The sequence below is a fragment of the Sphingomonas piscis genome (assembly GCF_011300455.1).
GTDB lineage: Bacteria > Pseudomonadota > Alphaproteobacteria > Sphingomonadales > Sphingomonadaceae > Sphingomicrobium > Sphingomicrobium piscis.
On the sequence record NZ_CP049869.1, the window covers coordinates 2,245,579 to 2,262,648 of the forward strand.

At 57.2% G+C, this 17,070-nt stretch carries 21 protein-coding genes; 9 read left to right on the forward strand and 12 right to left on the reverse strand.

All coding sequences use genetic code 11. The annotated features are described in order from the left end of the window. The first annotated feature begins 2 nt into the window (after window positions 1-2). The gene (locus G7077_RS11410; RefSeq protein ID WP_166411810.1) at window positions 3-431 is read left to right on the forward strand and encodes a hypothetical protein; all 429 of its coding nucleotides are present in this window, start codon (window positions 3-5) and stop codon (window positions 429-431) included. A 38-nt stretch (window positions 432-469) separates the two neighbouring features. Here G7077_RS11410 and G7077_RS14585 read toward each other — a convergent pair whose 3' ends face one another. The 6 genes from G7077_RS14585 to G7077_RS11440 all read right to left on the reverse strand — a co-directional run bounded on the left by G7077_RS14585 (window position 470) and on the right by G7077_RS11440 (window position 5,037). Next, window positions 470-841, reverse strand: coding sequence for a hypothetical protein (locus tag G7077_RS14585; RefSeq protein ID WP_425505325.1), 372 nt, complete (start codon window positions 839-841; stop codon window positions 470-472). A 50-nt stretch (window positions 842-891) separates the two neighbouring features. Next, window positions 892-1,419, reverse strand: coding sequence for a TadE/TadG family type IV pilus assembly protein (locus tag G7077_RS11420; RefSeq protein WP_166411812.1), 528 nt, complete (start codon window positions 1,417-1,419; stop codon window positions 892-894). Further along, on the reverse strand, window positions 1,416-2,699 hold the full coding sequence (locus G7077_RS11425) for a pilus assembly protein TadG-related protein (protein ID WP_166411813.1): 1,284 nt from the start codon (window positions 2,697-2,699) through the stop codon (window positions 1,416-1,418). The genes G7077_RS11420 and G7077_RS11425 overlap by 4 nt, the downstream gene beginning before the upstream one ends. Before the next feature lie 855 nt (window positions 2,700-3,554). After that, window positions 3,555-4,004, reverse strand: a complete 450-nt coding sequence (locus G7077_RS11430; protein WP_166411814.1) for a hypothetical protein — start codon at window positions 4,002-4,004, stop codon at window positions 3,555-3,557. Continuing rightward, window positions 4,001-4,435 carry a hypothetical protein gene (locus tag G7077_RS11435; protein WP_166411815.1) on the reverse strand — a complete coding sequence of 145 codons (435 nt, stop codon included), beginning with the start codon at window positions 4,433-4,435 and terminating at the stop codon, window positions 4,001-4,003. The genes G7077_RS11430 and G7077_RS11435 overlap by 4 nt, the downstream gene beginning before the upstream one ends. 110 nt (window positions 4,436-4,545) lie before the next feature. Continuing rightward, window positions 4,546-5,037, reverse strand: a complete 492-nt coding sequence (locus G7077_RS11440; RefSeq protein WP_166411816.1) for a hypothetical protein — start codon at window positions 5,035-5,037, stop codon at window positions 4,546-4,548. A 210-nt stretch (window positions 5,038-5,247) separates the two neighbouring features. On the opposite strand from G7077_RS11440, the gene G7077_RS14590 reads away from it, so the two are divergent. Beyond that, window positions 5,248-5,592, forward strand: a complete 345-nt coding sequence (locus G7077_RS14590) for a Rap1a/Tai family immunity protein (RefSeq protein ID WP_425505326.1) — start codon at window positions 5,248-5,250, stop codon at window positions 5,590-5,592. Window positions 5,593-6,612: 1,020 nt separating this feature from the next. Here the strand turns inward: G7077_RS14590 and G7077_RS11445 are convergent. Further along, window positions 6,613-6,885 carry a hypothetical protein gene (locus G7077_RS11445; protein WP_166411817.1) on the reverse strand — a complete coding sequence of 91 codons (273 nt, stop codon included), beginning with the start codon at window positions 6,883-6,885 and terminating at the stop codon, window positions 6,613-6,615. Between the two features lie 350 nt (window positions 6,886-7,235). Further along, window positions 7,236-7,844 (reverse strand): hypothetical protein, encoded by a 609-nt coding sequence (locus G7077_RS11450; RefSeq protein WP_166411818.1) that lies wholly within the window; start codon window positions 7,842-7,844, stop codon window positions 7,236-7,238. Window positions 7,845-8,347: 503 nt separating this feature from the next. On the opposite strand from G7077_RS11450, the gene G7077_RS11455 reads away from it, so the two are divergent. Then, a complete protein-coding gene (locus G7077_RS11455; RefSeq protein WP_166411819.1) occupies window positions 8,348-8,773 on the forward strand; it encodes a hypothetical protein in 426 nt (141 codons plus the stop codon). Window positions 8,774-8,878: 105 nt separating this feature from the next. On the opposite strand, the gene G7077_RS11460 is transcribed toward G7077_RS11455, so the two are convergent. Beyond that, on the reverse strand, window positions 8,879-9,187 hold the full coding sequence (locus G7077_RS11460) for a group I truncated hemoglobin (protein ID WP_246167169.1): 309 nt from the start codon (window positions 9,185-9,187) through the stop codon (window positions 8,879-8,881). A 163-nt stretch (window positions 9,188-9,350) separates the two neighbouring features. Continuing rightward, window positions 9,351-10,217 carry a DUF3034 family protein gene (locus G7077_RS11465; protein ID WP_166411821.1) on the reverse strand — a complete coding sequence of 289 codons (867 nt, stop codon included), beginning with the start codon at window positions 10,215-10,217 and terminating at the stop codon, window positions 9,351-9,353. A gap of 81 nt (window positions 10,218-10,298) precedes the next feature. On the opposite strand from G7077_RS11465, the gene G7077_RS11470 reads away from it, so the two are divergent. Next, entirely contained in the window at window positions 10,299-10,898 is a 600-nt protein-coding gene (locus G7077_RS11470) for a cupredoxin domain-containing protein (RefSeq protein WP_166411822.1), read from the forward strand. Window positions 10,899-10,972: 74 nt separating this feature from the next. On the opposite strand, the gene G7077_RS14595 is transcribed toward G7077_RS11470, so the two are convergent. Beyond that, window positions 10,973-11,260: a PilZ domain-containing protein gene (locus G7077_RS14595; RefSeq protein ID WP_166411823.1), complete on the reverse strand. Its 288-nt coding sequence runs from the start codon at window positions 11,258-11,260 to the stop codon at window positions 10,973-10,975. Window positions 11,261-11,406: 146 nt separating this feature from the next. On the opposite strand from G7077_RS14595, the gene G7077_RS14600 reads away from it, so the two are divergent. Further along, window positions 11,407-11,814 carry a BLUF domain-containing protein gene (locus G7077_RS14600; RefSeq protein ID WP_166411824.1) on the forward strand — a complete coding sequence of 136 codons (408 nt, stop codon included), beginning with the start codon at window positions 11,407-11,409 and terminating at the stop codon, window positions 11,812-11,814. 265 nt (window positions 11,815-12,079) lie between these two features. Here the strand turns inward: G7077_RS14600 and G7077_RS11485 are convergent, their stop codons facing one another. After that, entirely contained in the window at window positions 12,080-13,120 is a 1,041-nt protein-coding gene (locus tag G7077_RS11485) for a rod shape-determining protein (RefSeq protein ID WP_166411825.1), read from the reverse strand. Window positions 13,121-14,282: 1,162 nt separating this feature from the next. Between G7077_RS11485 and G7077_RS11495 the strand changes: the two genes are divergently transcribed. The 4 genes from G7077_RS11495 (at window position 14,283) to G7077_RS11510 (ending at window position 17,068) form a co-directional block, all read left to right on the forward strand. Further along, window positions 14,283-14,486, forward strand: coding sequence for an energy transducer TonB (locus G7077_RS11495; RefSeq protein WP_246167171.1), 204 nt, complete (start codon window positions 14,283-14,285; stop codon window positions 14,484-14,486). Between the two features lie 571 nt (window positions 14,487-15,057). After that, window positions 15,058-15,807 (forward strand): hypothetical protein, encoded by a 750-nt coding sequence (locus G7077_RS11500; RefSeq protein ID WP_166411827.1) that lies wholly within the window; start codon window positions 15,058-15,060, stop codon window positions 15,805-15,807. Beyond that, window positions 15,804-15,992, forward strand: coding sequence for a hypothetical protein (locus G7077_RS11505; protein WP_166409933.1), 189 nt, complete (start codon window positions 15,804-15,806; stop codon window positions 15,990-15,992). Before G7077_RS11500 ends, G7077_RS11505 begins: the two co-directional genes overlap by 4 nt. Next, window positions 15,989-17,068, forward strand: coding sequence for a tyrosine-type recombinase/integrase (locus G7077_RS11510; protein ID WP_166411828.1), 1,080 nt, complete (start codon window positions 15,989-15,991; stop codon window positions 17,066-17,068). The genes G7077_RS11505 and G7077_RS11510 overlap by 4 nt, the downstream gene beginning before the upstream one ends. Window positions 17,069-17,070: the final 2 nt, after the last annotated feature.

Consider the following 17,070-nt stretch of genomic DNA (forward strand, 5'->3'; position numbering starts at 1 on the left):
TGTTGACCATAAAAGAGCTTCTGCGCGAGATGGATGTATCACCTGTCATCTATTTGGCGTTCGTAAGGCAGGAATCGCTCCGCTTCATCCCCAAGCGACAACGCCGCACTGAAGACTTTCGCTTGGAACGTCTCATGGCGCTGAAGGCTTTCTCTCTTCTTCGGGAGTGCGGCTTCAAGGCCGCCCAGGCTGCGGACGCCGTAATGGCCGGTTTTCCTGAGATTGTACGCTTCGTAGAATTAGGGAAGTTGGCCTCAGAGGATGCCTACGGTATCAGCTCCAAATTAGTGGTTCACAATAGGAAACTGGAAGCTGTTCCCGTTCAAAGTGACGACCTTCAAAGAGGAACTGCCATTGGAACACTCACTCTCGATTTAAGAGGCATCCTTCAGCTCATTCCGGATCATGTTCGACAAATAGGTGATGGCTGAAGCAGCCGCGTTGGTCAAATGGCCGCGCAGTGTTCCTGTTAGTCGCCAGCCACCCAAACCCGCTTCGACCTAGTGACCGTGATCGTTGGACCAGGCAAGATTAGGAGATTTGTCGCTTGGGTGTAGGTCACCTTTAAATCGTAATATGCACCCGTCCCAGAGGTTGCCTTGGTCAGAGGTGAAACCACGAACGATCCTGGCCCGATACCGTATACACTTGCAAGGATCTTGGCTTCGATGTTGGTCGTGGAGGGCGTGGTGCAACCCGTAACGGAGGGGTTGAGACAGAGGGTTGCATAGCGCGCGCCTTCGCCCAAAGCCTGCTGGATTCCAGCCGTTGCCCGAAAGACTTGAGCCAATTGGACGAACATCCAAATCATGGTGATGAGCGTCGGCAACGCCAAAGCCATTTCAATGGCGGCCGCTCCCCTCTGATCACGGATGATATGCCCTAGGCGGGTCACTGCGTGCGCATCCCTGCTGTCGCGGACACGTGGTACGTGCCATCGGCATTGATGGCCGAGAAGAAGGTCCGAAAGTATGGCGTATACTTGTCCGTCACCGTGACCTCGATGTAGTCCGCCTCTTTCTGTCCAGTTGCGCAGTTCATAGCGTCGAAGGCGGTACTGTCTGTCGTCGTTCGGCTGCTGCTGACCGTTGATCCAGTCAGACAATCAATGCGATAGGTGACGGTCACATTCGCCGCTGTAATTGGGCTGGTTTTGCAGGTGCCGTCGGCGTTGGTTCCGTTCACCTGGCACACCGCTTCTGCCTTCAGCGTGTTCTCCACGGTGTCGGTCTCAGTCGTCTGCATGATCTTTTCGATCGCGCGGTGCGCACCCTGCTCAACCGCCAGCTGCCGGCTAAATGCATTGCTTACGTCGACAATGCCGATCATGACGCCGATAAGCACCGGTGCAATCAAGGCAAGTTCGATCGTGACAGACCCGATCTCGGTTCGAACTAGGTGAGCCAGCAACCGCCTCACGATACCAACCTCACCATGCGTAGCGATGCATTGCCACCCAGACCGTAGGCACCGCACTCGCTCATGCTCTTGAATTTGTTTGTGGTGCTACTGTTGCCACTGAACTTCACCCGGAAGGTCACGAACATCGTACAAATCGCAGAGGTTGTGCCGCTGCCATTATAATCAAGTGACTGCGTTGGAAAATATAGTGCGCCCTGAATTATTGAGCCACTATTCCCATTGACCTTATTGTCCTGATTGGAAGTGCCGGCGCGACGATCCTGCATGATAGCGATGCCCTTGAAGGTCCCGGTGGTTGGTGCCTCAATATTAATGTCGGCCGACGAGTTGACCTTGAGCTGCCCGATTGTCGGGCTGCTTGCTGAGCTATTGTTGGTTAAGACGAAGGTGCAGCGTTGGCACGTTAGTGTTCCCTTGACGTCCATATCGCCGCCATTGATGTAGTAGGTTCGGTCATCAGGAAGGTCGAACGTTTCGCCCGGTCCGACGCTGATAGATCCCCAGCAGTTCTTGCCGGATGCGATATCCGCGCTTGGATTAGCGGGCATCTGACCGGCCTTACAGTTCATATCTGCGGGATTTGGGTCCACCGAAGAGAAGGGATCGTCAATGGTCACCGAGTAAGGCCGATAAGCCTGTACGTGCCAGTTGTTCGACGATTGAATTCCGCCAACCGCGGAAACGGCAAGTGCTGTCACGCTGGAACTACCACCAGCTGATGCCGAATTGGAGGAGCGCGAGTTGGAATGAATCAGGCAATTTGCCATTTCAACGCCGGCATTACCCGTGAAGCTCACCCCGGTTGAAGCACTGGTGTCCAGCGAATTAATGCACGGATCACCCTCGGATGGCACGCTGGCAGCACGCGCGGTCGCGGTGATTGTCGGCGCTGTGGTTAGAAAGAATGCGCTGAACGGCAGCGGTTGCTGCACCGCAAGTGATACTTCAACCTGGTACTTCGCAACGCCCGAGTCAGCCGGGAAACTAACCTGCGGATAGCCCGTCTTTAAGGCCATCCAAGTGTGGTCGTTGAGGGCGAGATCGCGGGTGACGGCGGCGTTGGTGTAAGTCGTCGCGCCGGTGTTCTGCGAGCGATCGTAGACGCCCGCAATCGCTGCCGAGTCCGCCGCGCGTTGCAACTGCCGCTTCCACAAGGTCCATTGAATCGTATCGGAGGCTAGCCCGGCGGCGGCAACCACCAACGGCATCGTCGCGCACACCACAACAAGAGCGTTGCCACTCCGGTCATTCCACAGCTTTTTCAGCAGAGAGATCATCCGAAAATTCCCACGCAGACTTTGCGCATCGAGCACGTCTACGCGGCTGTGGTTTCGGACATGTTTATGCGAATGGTTGAGAGGCGTTAATCTTTCGGAGGAAACTCTTCTAAAGGTTCATATCAGTCATTGCGTGTTTTCGCCCGCTGGGGAGGCGTGAAGGTCCGCTTTCCACCCATTGCGGACATTCCTCAAAGGCGCGAGAAGACGCCATGATTGTCCACTCAGAGGATGAAACCGGCACCAGCCACTTAGACGGGCAGACCGCCTGGTGAAAAGTCTGGGCATCCTCTCATTTATGGTCGCAGGGCTCTTGCCACTCGCTTGCTGCTCTGCCGCAAAAAGCGTGCCCATCCTGGACACAGAGAAGTCAAAACTCACTAAGCTGAACGGTGATCAGATAGAGGCGATGTTTAACAAGACGTGGAGTATTTCCATCCAAGAAGGCGAGGGGCCGCCATGGAGCAAGGACCGCGAGTTTTACATTCGAAACGCCCGCGACGTTCTCCAAGAGATCGTTGATCGGTGTCAGCTAGGGCCGACCTACTTAGACCATGGAGACCATGGACTCGCCCACCTTTGGATCGAGGAAGCTCCTCTACCGCCTGAGAAGGTGAAGTGCATCCAAGACTCTCAACGCCGTGGTATCGAGGTCATCCAGCCGTCGGCCTCGCCTATGGAACAGCATACTCCTGAGCAACGCTAGCGTCCGCTTTCCACCCCAAGCGGTCGCCCGGCTGAAGGTCCGCCTTCGACCCATTGCGGACGTTCCGAGCCACTATTCAATAAGGCCAGGATTGCTTCGGCCTCACTGCTCCGCATCCACACTGCCCCCCCGGCTTTGCGTGAGGCACGCTATCGACGGGTGAGCTGGATCATCACGCCCTCGCCGGCGTCAACCACGGTGCGTTGGCCGGGTTCGAGCTCGACGCTTCCGTGGAAACTGAAGTTCTCATCCGCCGGGCGTCGCCGGGCGCAGGGATCGTTATCGTCGTTCCCTATCTTGCGGTATTCGGAGTAACTGAAATAGACATAGGATTCTGGCCCACTGTCGTTTCGCTTCGAGAGATAAAGCGTAGTTTTGCGGCCTCCGGCCTCAATTTCGCCGCCCTCGCAGGCAGGTGGAAGTGCCTGCTCCGTCTCCAAAGTCGCATAACTTCCGCTGAAAGGGTCGATGCTGCCCTTCGAAATGAGTTCGCCGTCCTTCTCGACCCTAAAATCGAGCAAATAGGCGGGCTCCCCTGGAGACTGTGCAGCGGATTGCGCGGCAAGGCACAGATAGGACAGTGCAAATGCGCGCTTCATGGCCGTGTGAGCCTGATCCTGTAGCCGACATAATCTGGCAAGGTGATGGTCTGCCCAGGCAGGATCTCAAATTCGAAGTTCATCTCGACAGTTCGACGAGCGGCCTCGTCGCAGCTTGGACCGGCCGGACCGATGCCCTTGGCGGACGCTTCGTAGTTGAATGCGAGATTGAACCGGGCGGGATCGGGCGACCGATGCAGATAGGGGTTGATGCGGATCCGGAGTTCGGACGGACTGTTGAGTTCAAGCGGAAGAGACTCGGGGTGTCCCGAGCCGATGATGATTTCGCAATCGTCGGGCGTTTCCCACCCGGACCTCAGCTTGATCGAGTCACCCCTTGCATCCAGCTGCCCACGCCAAAAAAACGCCTGGTCATGCTGAATATCGATGTCCAGTAGAACGGGCCTCTTCGCCCCTTCGGGATCCGGCATCCGCCGGCTCCCGAAGGGGGCTGGTGCGGAACGCACCTCGCCAGTGGAGGTTTGTGCCCCAGACGGCTCGGCGCTCGCCAGCAGTACAGCGGGCAGAAGCGCAAATCGCCTCATTTGCGGACGATCCTGAGGAACATTCCGTTATCACCGTAAAGTGTCAGCGGATTGTCGAAGTTCATATCCACTGTGCGCGACACCTTGGAAGCGAACTGGGTTCGTGGAAATGCCAGGCACGAAGGAGATTCGACACCCAGCGGCATCCCTGAATATGTGCGCCATTCGCCACTCACCCGCATGGGCCTGATGGCCTTGCGCCCGCGTTCGACCGGATTGAGCGCTTCAAGCAGGATTGTCACCCCTTCGCCCGCAGCGGCCCGGCGGATCGCACCACGACCGTCGGTGCAAAAGTCGGTACCGATGATAGGCCAAGCGAGCGAATGTCGGGCAATCACTCCTGGGGAGACGCCAAGTTCTGTTCGCGCAAGAACCTCGCCGTTCCTGCCGATCTCAGCCAAATAGGTTTGAATCACCGGACGCTGCTGCATCGCCTGAACCGCAGGCGGTGCGCTGCAGCCAACCGCCATTGCAAGCAGCAAGGTCACGCGTTGTGCCACAGGAATCTCATCGTTCAGTCGGATCTGCCGTTTTCAAGCCCTGCAACCCTGACTACCGACGCAATATGAACGAATAGATTACGTCCGCTTTCCACCCATTGCGGACTTCCGACATTTCTCTCATGCCTCAACATGCTCGGGCTCTGAAGTCCTTTGGGGAGGCCTCTCATGTTAGTCGCTCTGGTCACTGTTAGCTTAATGTCAGCCGCGGAAGCCGCTCCACCCCCACATTTAGGAGCGTACATTCCGAACTCGCAGCTGCTTAGCTGGTGCAAACATAAGCAGGTCGGCGACTGGGAAAATTGTTCCTCGTTCATCGACGGCGTAATTCAGGCGACCGGTATGCAGGACACTAAGTGGCCCAAAGGCCCAATTGCGCTGCCGATCCCGAAAACAGGGCGCGACGTTGTACCCATCGTCGTCCAGTATCTCGAGAAGCTAGGTTCGGAGGATATGTCCCGTCCCGCGGTGAGATCTGTCTATGAAGCCGTGGTGAGCGCTTACCCCTACAAGAGCGACGCGGCTCCTATGCCTTCCAATTAGTAGAGGGAAACGCAACGTCCGCTTCCCACCCTTAGCGGGCTTCAGCTGGAGGTCGGCAATCGACCCATTGCAGACGCTCAGGCTCGCTCGGGCGCGAGCCTGCCGAACTGCCGCATCGCCTCGTGTGGGAAGCGCGTCCTAAATCGTCGTAGCTCCGAACCAGCATCTGCATCGAGCCTAGCCGCATAAGCCAGTGCAGTCCGGTAGCCGATCATGTCACCTCGGTTCCGGTGCGTGATCGCGAGATTATATGCCGCTATCGCGTCGCCGCGCCGTGCTTGCTGTCGGAGAAGCCGAATAGCTTCAGCCTCAGAAACGTAGTCGCTCAGGACGGTCACTGCTGGGGAGAAGCGTCGAACTGCCAGCTTCCGGATTATAGGCAAGGCGTGACCTGCCGCGCGGCCCTCAAGGATGTCGAGGGCACGAGCATAGAGCTTCCAGTTAGGATCGGACTCGCCAACCATAGTCGCCCTGTTAGCCGAGAAGCGACTTGCCAGGAATGTCCGCTTTCCATCCGTTGCGGACATTGAGAAGAACCTGCACCTATCCACTATGAGCGACTTCGATTGGCTTGCGGATGCGGTGATTGTGGCAGAAGGGCGAGACGAGGATCACGCTGTGCCCCAGTTCGTCTTTCGAAGCGTAGGCGAGGCCTGCCGGTACTTGGAGCACTGGTGGGTGGAGAATGGCGAGGGCTTCGCCTTTAGTGCTGCCGGACACCGCCTTAGCCTCGGCGTCGCCGCAAACGGTCGCGTGATTGTTGTTGATAGAGTTGACTATCCCTAATGGAGCCGAGATTGTCCAAGATTGGCTCCGTAGCCTCGCTGAGTCCGTCCTTGAGGCGAGAAGGACTAAGGCTCAAAAGGGCAAAGCAACACTGGCGAGCTTCGAAGAGTCAGGACAGCTCCCTCGATCCGCCGAGGGGTTAATCGCCTACATTGGGTTCCAGCAATAAACGTCCGCTTTCCACCCCTTCACCACGTCAGCGAAGGTCTGCAACCGACCCAAAGCGGACGTCGGTTAGAGCCAAGCTGGGACGTCGAACGCTTCACCGGCGGCGTCCTTGGGAGGTGGCCCGATGTTGGTGACGCACCCTTCCTGCCAGCCAGTTAGGCCCAGTTTGGCTGAGTTGATTTGAAAGCCTTCAGGATAATCGCGAAAGCCCGGTTTGTCCTTGAGGGTCTCTACGACGTTTAAGGCATCCGCCTCCGACGCATAGATGCCAATGTGAAGCTCCGTGTCTTCACGATGTTCGTATTCGCGCACGAACCATAGATCGTAAACGGTGTCCATGCTCGGAGGCTACCAGCTTGGATGAGAAAGAGGCAACGTCCGCTTACGACCCATTGCGGACATTAGACATCGGCAGGTAAACTTAAGCTAGTTCGTTAGCGTCGGGAGGCAGAGTGATGTTCCGCTTAACTGGTATCCGCATGGCCATCGCAGGCTTAGCTGCCGGTTTGCTGATTGCAGTGCTCTACCTACGAGCAGCGCCAAACCTCGCCGAAAGCCTTGACCACCTTCGAGACGGCGCACTGCTACTCGTCATCGTGAGCATTGCACTGGCGCTCTGGCAGGCGAAAACTGCAAGAACACGACAGCGGGTCTAGGTCCGCTTTCCACCCATTGCGGACGTTCGTATTTCAGAAGGCGAGCATGCCAACAAGCCTCCGGTGGGAGCCGCGATCAACGCACACCGAAACAGGATACCAGGGTTTACTGGCTGGCAGGCGATCATTGTTCAACGCGCAACACGCTAAAGCATCCGGTAATAGCCCAAACAGCGCCCATTCATTCAGGCGCGCTTCGTCGGATTCCAAACCGCCGCCAATGGTGTCCATTGGAAAGTAGCCATCGTAAGACGCGGATACCCAGCCGTTTCCCGTGCACACATCCCAGCCGACATGGATCAGCTCATCTCTGAGCTTTGAGTAAAGATCTGCGTTCGGAGCAGTTTGCACGTGCTCCAAATAGGCTCGGTGCACTGCGCGGAAGCAGCAGAACAAACCTTGGCTTTCAATCTCCGGAAGAGCACGGCGATCTGCGATCTGGAGGAACCCGCCATACTTTGGGCTTGAGTTGCCTAGTTCGCCCGTAACCAGCGCAGCTATCGTTGAAGGCAGAGGACAAGCGGGCTCCCAAACGCCATCAGAGGCGGACAGCAAGCGCTTCTGGCCCGCAGCACGTGGCGCGCCGCAAATCATCACGGACGCGATATGCACATCGGCCGGTGGCGCTTGTTCGTGATTCATCCATCTATGTTGCGGTTGCGGCAGTTAATGTCCGCTTTCCACCCATTGCGAACATTCGGGAGCGTAGGTAGCCTCTTTCAATGAGGTGGTTAAGGCTCTTCTCTTACACAGTCTTCTACTGGACGTGCGCCGTTCTGATTGTGGGTGTTATTGCCTTCGCTCATGGCGACTGTTGGGCTGACGGCACGGAGATGCAAACCGCTCAATGCGCTGACGAGAAGCGCTCGCTGATGTTCGCGTGTTTAGCTCTAGCCATAGTCCCATATCTATTCATCGTAAGAAGGACACTTCGACTCAGCCGGTGAAGCGTTCACCTCGTGGTCAATGTCCGCTTTCCACCCATCCCGGACGTTCGCTGAACGTCTGCAATTGACCCAAAGCAGACATTCGGCGGTACTCGGCTGCGGCGGCACGTCAATTTTCAGCGTACCCTCACAACGCGCTCACAACTTCAATGCGAGATGCCGATACGAGCGCGGCAGTTAAGCATCGTGAGTTCGAGTATGACCACCATCGCTCAGACTGGTTCGTGGATTGGGCTAGTTCTACTGCTGTTTGGCATCCTAACGCCGATTGCAGCTCTGATCGTGCTGCCGTTCCAAGCTGTGATTGTACAACCTGATCCTGCACGTGGAAGCATACTTGAGCCGGCTTCGACCACGCTGAATGATGCAGGCGTGGGGCTCAGCTTTCTGGCTTGGCCACTCTACGCGCTTCTGACGTGCTCGGCATTCCTCGGTGAGATGAACACGCTCTATTCCGACGCCGGCTTAGGCTACATCTACATCACAGTTGGTATGCCGGCATTTTTCGTCGGATGGCTCGGACTCATCTTCTACTCGAGCGTTCGACCGGCTCGCACTGAACTGTTGTTCGGCGCGCTTGGAGCCGCGGTGCTGATCTCAATTGGCTATGGAAGTATCAATTGAGGCGTCTGCAAAACGTCCGCTTTCCACCCGTTTCAGACGCTCGCCTAAGGTCGGCAATCGACCCAATGCGGACATGGGCTAACTCAGGTCAAAACGTTCCGCTGTTTACCGCTCAACTACGTCCTTGCGCATGGGCGCTAGCTTCGCAAGCAGGCGGTTCTGGGCCCAAATGGGCACCTTTTCGGCTGCCATGGCTGCTTGCAAGTTCTCTACCAATGCGTTCATGTCAGCCGTTTGGATACCAAGGTCCTTGTGCGCATTGCGCATGTTTCGACCACTGTAGTCGCACCCGGCCCCGAGGATGTAGCAGAACTGCTCCTTCAGCAATCGACGAAGCCTGACCTGATCCTGGTTGCGAAAGATGTCGGAAATGCGTGGGTCGGCGACGCTGAGATCGATCAAGGTGTCGATCACCCGATTGATCCCTGCACGGCCATGCCAAGCAGCCAGTAGTCGCGGGTCTGACGTGGGCTGAGCACCGGCATTTGCGTTGCTCACCGCGTACGCTGCGACAGGCTCTTCCCCCTGCGGAGTGGCGCTAAACTGAACAGCAAGCAGGACTGCTGGGAGGATCATATTAGAAAGCTCCTTGCAGCGACAGGTATATACCACGCTGCTTGCTGAAAGTGGCGATGCTACCGAGATCGGCGTAGCCAGCGGTGATCCCAACATTGCGGTGAATTGCGTACGCCGCAAAGAGGTCGACAGCATCCTGTTCTTTGGCAAAAGCGAGGTTGTCAGGCTTTGAGCGATATTCCGCGCCGATCAAGAGCCTGCGGGTCAGCAGCTTTCCAACTGATCCTTCAACCTGCATCGACATGCCGCGTTTCTGGTCGCCGCCAAAGCCGAGGAGCCCAAATTGATTAGCTCTGGTCAGTCGGGCCGTGACTCCCATCAGAAAGCCGGTGTCCAGCTGCAGCTTCGTGGCAGAAACAAACACGTCGGTGCCGCTGGTATGGCGAGCGCCGAGAGCTCGCAGCAGCGTGCCCTTATCTGCAATCTTATGCTGCACGCCAAGAGAGATCTGCGGAAGCCAAGGTTCATCGTAGACGGCGTCGCCCACAACCTTCACCTTTGCCCCGATGACGTGCTGACCCAGTTTGTAACCTCTGCCGAGGCCAAGCTTCGCGCCAGCGGAGCGCGTATCAAACACTTGGCGACCGTAGGAAAGCTCCACCCGGTCAAACAGGCCGACCTTTGCACCGACTGCGCTAAGGGTAAATCGCCCGGTTCGAACAAGGGTGGAATGAGCGCTTACGCCGATTCCCGCATCTGTTTCCTTCCCGCCGATCAAAGCCCAGGTTGCGAGGCCGCCACCGGCAGAGCCTTCGACTGAAGTCATTCCGTCCGTGAGCAGCAGCTTGCCACCCTGCCGAAGGTTCTCCGCCGTTGCGGGCGCAGGCACCAGCAACCCAGCAAAGCAAAGGATCCACTTTCCTAGCATGCATCCCGTATAATTCGCCTGAGTTAGAGATCGGTAAACACTGATGCACTTACTAAGCTTTCGATGAGAGGTCTTGTTACGATGAAGAGTGCTCTTGTTTTTACCCTCCTGCTTAGTGTCGCGACGCCGGGTGCTACGGCCTCGTCTACGCTGACTGTTATCGTGCTTGATTCTGCGGGCCGGCCTGTACGCGATGCTGTCGTATCTGCTCGTCCTCAGGGTAGTCCGGGAGGCGTGCCGCGCTATGCCTTTGGACGGTCGATGAGCCAACGCAATATCCAGTTCGCACCAGGTACGTTGGTGGTACCCACCGGAACAACGGTTAGTTTTCCGAATTACGACAAGGTTCGTCACCATGTCTATTCGTTCAGCAAGGCCAAACGATTTGAACTAAAACTTTTCGGACGAGACGAAAGTCGGTCGGTAACTTTCAACACTCCGGGCACGGTAGCAATCGGCTGCAACATCCATGACCAGATGCAGGGTTTCATCCGCGTCGTTGATGCGCCTTTTGCCGGAGTAAGCAACGAAGCCGGCAAGGTCACGTTCAATGGCGTGCCCGGTGGCAAGGTGCAGCTGGTAGTTTGGCATCCGAACTTGCGGGCGCGGGAGAATGAGATGAGCATCGTCGCCGCGAGCAGCGTCATGCAGGTCATCAAGCTTCCCATCCTTAAACGATAAAGCATCAAACTCTGGGCTATCGGTGAAGACACTCAGCGAAGGCCTGAGTTCAAACATAGCGGACGCGAGAGGGATCAGGTTCGCCCGACAGGAGAGCTTTCGAAAAGCATTCCACCGGCTTTGGCTTCGGCTACCCAGCGTATTTCGCCTTGCACGTTACCCTGCTTGCCTAAGCGCAGGTAGATTTGTTCACCTACGCTAAGGCCAGATTGGCCTTCTAAGCTGAACCCGTTGGCAGATATGTCCGTTACGGTAACCGCCTGTTCCTCGCCGCTCGACCTTGTGACAGTCGCAGGCTGTAGAACGCGCACTCTAGCGGGCCGTTTCGCCGCATCGGGTAGCTGATCTTCCTGCGCTTTCATGAAAACCGATTACCACATAGATCAGGAGAGGACTTACCGGCTTTCTCCCGCCTTTCGCAGGTGAAATTTTCGCAAGTCCTTATCGAGTTGCCTCGTATTGGTGCCGTTTCTCAAATCTAACAGTGCAGCAACGTGGGGCCTCAGTGATGCATCAGCTAGTTTACATCTCGACTGCACGCGCACTCCCCTGTGCTCGTGATCTGGAGCAAATTCTCTCGGTCTCTCGGGTAAACAATGCACGTGACGGTGTGACCGGACTGCTTGTGTCCGGTGGCAATCGTTTCCTGCAGGCTCTGGAAGGGCCGACTGCTAAGGTCGTCGCAACATACGATCGCATACAGGCTGATACCCGCCACTTTGCATGTGTAGTGCTGACGTCCCGGTCAATCGACCAGCGCGTGTTCGGTTGTTGGGAAATGTCCTATGAGCGGGCTCGGAGTACCGATGCGACGGCAATCGAGGAAGCTGTCAGGCAACTCACCGAGGGGGTGCACGACAAGGGATTGCAGGCTGAGTTCCGAACATTTGCGGAGCTGAATGCACGGCGCTCATAAGCGCTTCACTGAGAGTTCCTAGATGTCCGGACGTCTACGGTCGGCTTTCCACCCATTCGAGACGTTTAGCGAAGGTCTGCAATCGACCCATTGCGGACTAGCACGAACATTTTGAACGTCAGGCGGATTTTACGCTGATGCGTGCTTGCCGATCGACTAACGTGTAGTAACGGCAGTCGGCGCGGAGGCAGCTCGAGTTCAGTCGCTCTTGCCTGAAGAGGGAACCCCGATCAGGGTACGAGAGTGACCTTGAATGTCGCGGGCGTCACGCTGCCTGCAACGCCCCGCGATACACTTGATCTTCCAAGGTCTGGCCCGCTCCTCTAGCGACGCAAGTCAGTGGGTCGTCGGCGATCCGGACCGGCAAGCCGGTCGCCTCCGCAATCAGCGTGTCGATGCCGCGAAGGAGCGACCCGCCCCCAGTCATGGTAATGCCGTGGTCGATCACATCAGCGGCGATCTCGGGCTTTGTGTGCTCAAGCGCAGTGCGGACCACGTGCACGATCCTGCCAACCGGCTCAGCCAGCGCCTCAGCTACTTCGGCTTGAGAGAGTACAAGCTCCGTCGGCACACCCCGTGCTAAGTCACGACCTTTGACCGTGGCGGTTGGCCCTCTGGAGTCAATGGGCCGCACCGCCGTGCCGATCTCCATCTTGACCCGCTCAGACGTGGCTTCCCCAATCAGCATGTTGTACCGCCTCCGGACGTAGGACGAGATTGCCTCGTCCATCTTGTCGCCGCCCACTCGCGCAGATTCGCTATAAGCCATTCCCTGCAGCGAAATGACACCGACCTCGGTGGTGCCGCCGCCAATGTCCACGACCATGGATCCGACCGGATCGGCAATCGGGAGGCCGGCGCCGAGCGCGGCCGCCATCGGTTCGTCTAGGAGGGATACTTGGGTGGCCCCGGCATTGGTAACGGCGTCGCGAATCGCCCTACGCTCGACGGACGTTGAACCCGAGGGGATGCAGATTACAACCTCAGGCTTGCGCGAGAACCGGCCGCCGTCGCGTGCCTTTTCGATGAAGTGCTTTATCATCTGCTCGGCGACATCAAGGTCCGCAATGACCCCAGCTCGAAGCGGACGGATAGTTTTCACGTTCTCCGGCGTCTTTCCCATCATCAGCTTGGCATCGTTCCCGACGGCTCGCACGCTTCGAACACCGTTCTCAAACTGAATCGTTACGACTGATGGCTCATCCAGAACGATGCCACGGCCCTGGACATAGACGAGCGTGTTCGCCGTCCCGAGATCAATTGCAAGGTCACGTGAGCCAATCGAAAGTACGCGAGAAAACATCATCTGGGGGCACCTGAAGGTCGTCGAGAAGCCTCACGATGACACAAATAGAAGTGAGCGCAGCACTTTAACGCTGCTAATAACCACATTAACCATAGCTGGAGTGTTTGCACGGGTCGGCCGAGGAACCGTCAGTGCTCTTGATTATGAACCGCTAATTCAAAGCGCGTTCATTCGCTACGGCTAGATTCTGCCTACGGTGCCCTCCTGGGCTTCGCAGTTAGAGCAACCATCAGACCCAAATGGCTGTTCATCAACAGAATCAAATGGGAGTAAGTGTGATGCGCAAGTTTTCGATGTTGGCCGCCGCTGCAGCAGTGGTCGCAACCAGTTCCGTTCCGGCTGTGATGGCATCGGCCAATGCTCATGCGACTGGTCGTTACCACGTTCATCATCTCAAGAGCGGACGGACCCACTATGCTCGTAAATACTGCCGTCGTTCGAATGGTACGACCGGCCTAGTTGCTGGTGGTGTTGGCGGTGCGTTGGTGGGCCGCAAGGTTATCGGTAAGGGTATCTTGGGTACTGTAGCAGGGGCCGCCGGAGGCGCTCTCGCAGGTCGGGCTGTCGATCGCTCCATTACGGCCGGTTCGCGCTGCTATTATCGATAAGCTAAGGCAGGGCATCTATGGCCCGCAGCCTTGAGCGGACACCGCCGCGGGAGCGCTACTCTGCGCTTGCCGCGGCGGCTGTCGTTACCGTAGGTTTCTGCATCGCTCTTTCGTCGGGTCTTCACGTCAGCGTGGGCCGAATGAGGACAGGAGCGCAGCAGCTGATCCAGATCACGTTGCCGCCACTTCCGAACATTCAGCCTTCAAGACCTAAGGTCCCTGAGGTCCGGCGGCGCAGGTCAGAAGCGCAGCAACAAAATGCACCAAAGGCTCCTCCAGCGCGCTTGGGAGGATCGCTGGGAGACGCCCAAGGGAGGGCAAGTCCGGCTACCCTTCCCATCGTCCCCACCCGCGCCGCGCCACTGCCTACTTCCGGCGGCGGATTAGGGGCCGGCCCAGCGATCGGCAGCGGGTCCGGTGGAGGAACCGGCTCGACAGGGTCTGGTCTCGGAGGCGTCGGGAACGGAGGAGGAACCGAGCTCGAACAGATCGCCGGTGACATCTTTCCGTCCGACTATCCGAGAAAACTTGGGAACGCGGGGATCGGAGGGGTGGTGCGCGTCACCTTCAGCGTCGAGGTCAATGGCCGGGTCAGCCGCTGCAGGGTCGGTCGTTCGAGCGGCATCCCTGAACTTGATACACTGACCTGCAACCTGATCGAGCAACGGTTTCGTTTCAGACCAAGCACAGACCCCGTTGGTCGAGCGATCGCGGACGAAGTCGAGTACGAGCACGAATGGACCGTCAACCGTCGGTAAAAGTAAGGCGGAGGGTCGGGTTCTGATGCGAGAACCAGCCTAAGCACAAGAACACACAACGTCCGCTTTCCATCCGTTCCGGTCGTTCAGCCAATGTCGGACTATGACCCCTTGCAGACATTCACGCTTCGTTGCAGATGATTGTGCATGGTCGCAGCCCAGACAGCCGACGCGAGCGCAGGGCATTTGGGGAAAGCTAGCATTTTTAATTCGCTGCTGCTCTTCCCGGCGGCGGCTCTTCAGTCGGCTGCCACCTTCTGGGTGCTAGTCGTGACGAACTTTGCTTTGCTGCACGCTGTTTGGCTCACCCAACTCATTCGCCAGAAGCGATGGGGAGCAATAGATTTCCGACCAGTCAAATGGCCACTCGTGGCTTTCGGTGTGCTGGGTAACGCTGCACTGCTAATTTGGGACGACGGGCTTCTCGCTGCCTTTCCTGCGTAGCGTCCGCTTTCCACCCATTGCGGACATTCGTTTATCGGATAGGCTGCACAGATGAAGCTTTTCTAGTGTAAGAAAAAGCTCGTTTTAAGACTTGATCTCAAAACGATTTGAGACTAGATCTCGAAACGTGGCGAAGCTTGCGAGATTAGTGGACGGGATGACTGCGGCTTTGCAGATCGAGCCAAGCCGCATTCGCACAGCCGCCGCTCAGCTAAGGAAGTACAAGCTGCTTAGCTCTGGTCCTCGTGGTTCCGGAGCTCCCGAAATGGGGCCTACAGATGCGGCGAATCTGCTTCTTGCGGTGATGTATGACGGGGAACTAGCCGACGCGCAGAACACTGTTCAGCGTCTCCGAGCTGCTAAATTGTGCAATTTCGAAGGCAGCAGACCTGGCCCGAATGGAGAGAAAATGCATTCTCTTCCTCGGAACGGCTTCATTACGACAAGTTCTGGCGAAGCATACGATCTCGGGACGCTTCTTGAAACCGCGTTGGACTGGTGGGTGCGCTACGGCTACCTCGACGAAGGTGACGAAGGCGATAATTACGACCTGGACGTCGTGAATTTCAGACTGGAAGTATCCTGCCCTGGATATCAGGCTGACGTCTCATTCAACACTCCGACGGGGCTGTTCTGGCGTCTCAGGTACGAGTGGAAGTCGCCGGAGCGGATTGCCTATGAGGCAGATGGCGATCAGAGGTTCCGTGCGGTGTGGAATGCTCGAACCGGTCCTCACCTTTGGAGCTCACGCACAGTCAGCGAAGACTGCCTGTACCAACTGGCGCAGGTGCTGCGTGGTTGCGAATGGAATGACGAATGGGATGAGTTCACGCCGTCCTACGATGCTGTTCAGACAAAAGTGCTGGAAACAGCATGAGCAAGCAAAGATCCTCGTTCAAGCAAGCTGACGCCGCCCGAGCGCTAAAAGCCGCTGTGGCAGCTGGACTTTACCCAAGCGGATACACGATCGGCATAGACGGTTCGATCACAGTGAACCTGGAAGTGCCGGGTGGTGGCCACTCGGTGAACAGTTTTGACAAGATCATGGGCCAAAGCCGGTGAAGCGCTGGCTTCCTCAGTGGGTGTCCGAATACCGGGACCGGCACGGCAAGCCCCGCTACCGCTTCAGGCGGAAGGGCTATGCTCAGTATCTATTCAAGGCCAGTCCGGGGACTGAGGGTTTCCGCCAAGAATACCAGGCCTGCCTTGAAGGCGTAGCCGCAGAGCCAATCGTTGCCGGTGCCGATCGGGCAAAGCCTGGCTCATTCAATGATCTAATTGGCCGGTACTATCGCTCTCCAGATTTTCTGGATCCGAGTGAACGTACCCGTGAAGTCTATCGGGGGGTGCTGGAACGTTGGCGCGCGAAGTACGGCGAAGGAATGGTTCGTGACCTCCGAACTCCCCACGTCGAGAAGATGATTGCAGAAATGCTGCCTCATCGGACGGCAGCCAACATGCTCCGGAAGCGATTAAATGGACTCATGAAGTTCGCCATCCGCCAAGGCTGGACAGAAACAAACCCCGTGGTCGCCACCCGGCCATACAAGGTAGAGAGCGACGGCTTCCATACTTGGACCGAAGATGAGATCGCCCTGTTCGAGGCGCGTCACGTAGTCGGAACGAAGGCCCGGCTGGGTTTTGACCTTATGCTATGGACTGGACAGCGGGGAGGTGACGCGCGGCTAATGGGGCCGCAACACGTGCGCAACAAGCGTCTCGTAGTGACGCAGGAGAAAACGGGGGCAACAGTGTCGCTGCCAGTTCTGGCGCCACTGGCAGAGTCGATTCTTGCTGCTCGGCCGGGGGCACTGGTTTTCTTGTTGAGCGAACATGGGAAGCCATTCAGCCGGAAGGGATTCGGCAACAAATTCCGGCAATGGTGCGATGAGGCCAATCTTCCGCATTGCTCTGCCCATGGCCTCCGTAAGGCAGCCGCGCGGCGTTTTGCCGAGGCAGGTTGCAGTAACCAGCAGATCAAGGCGTGGACCGGTCACACGACCGATAGCGAAGTGGCTCGCTATACAGCTGCCGCTGATCAGAAGCTTCTCTCCGACGTTGCTGCTGATATGCTGATGGCTAACCTTCGTGAAAGGTTAGCCAACGAGCCAGCAAACTCGTTGAAAGTGAACAGCTAAAT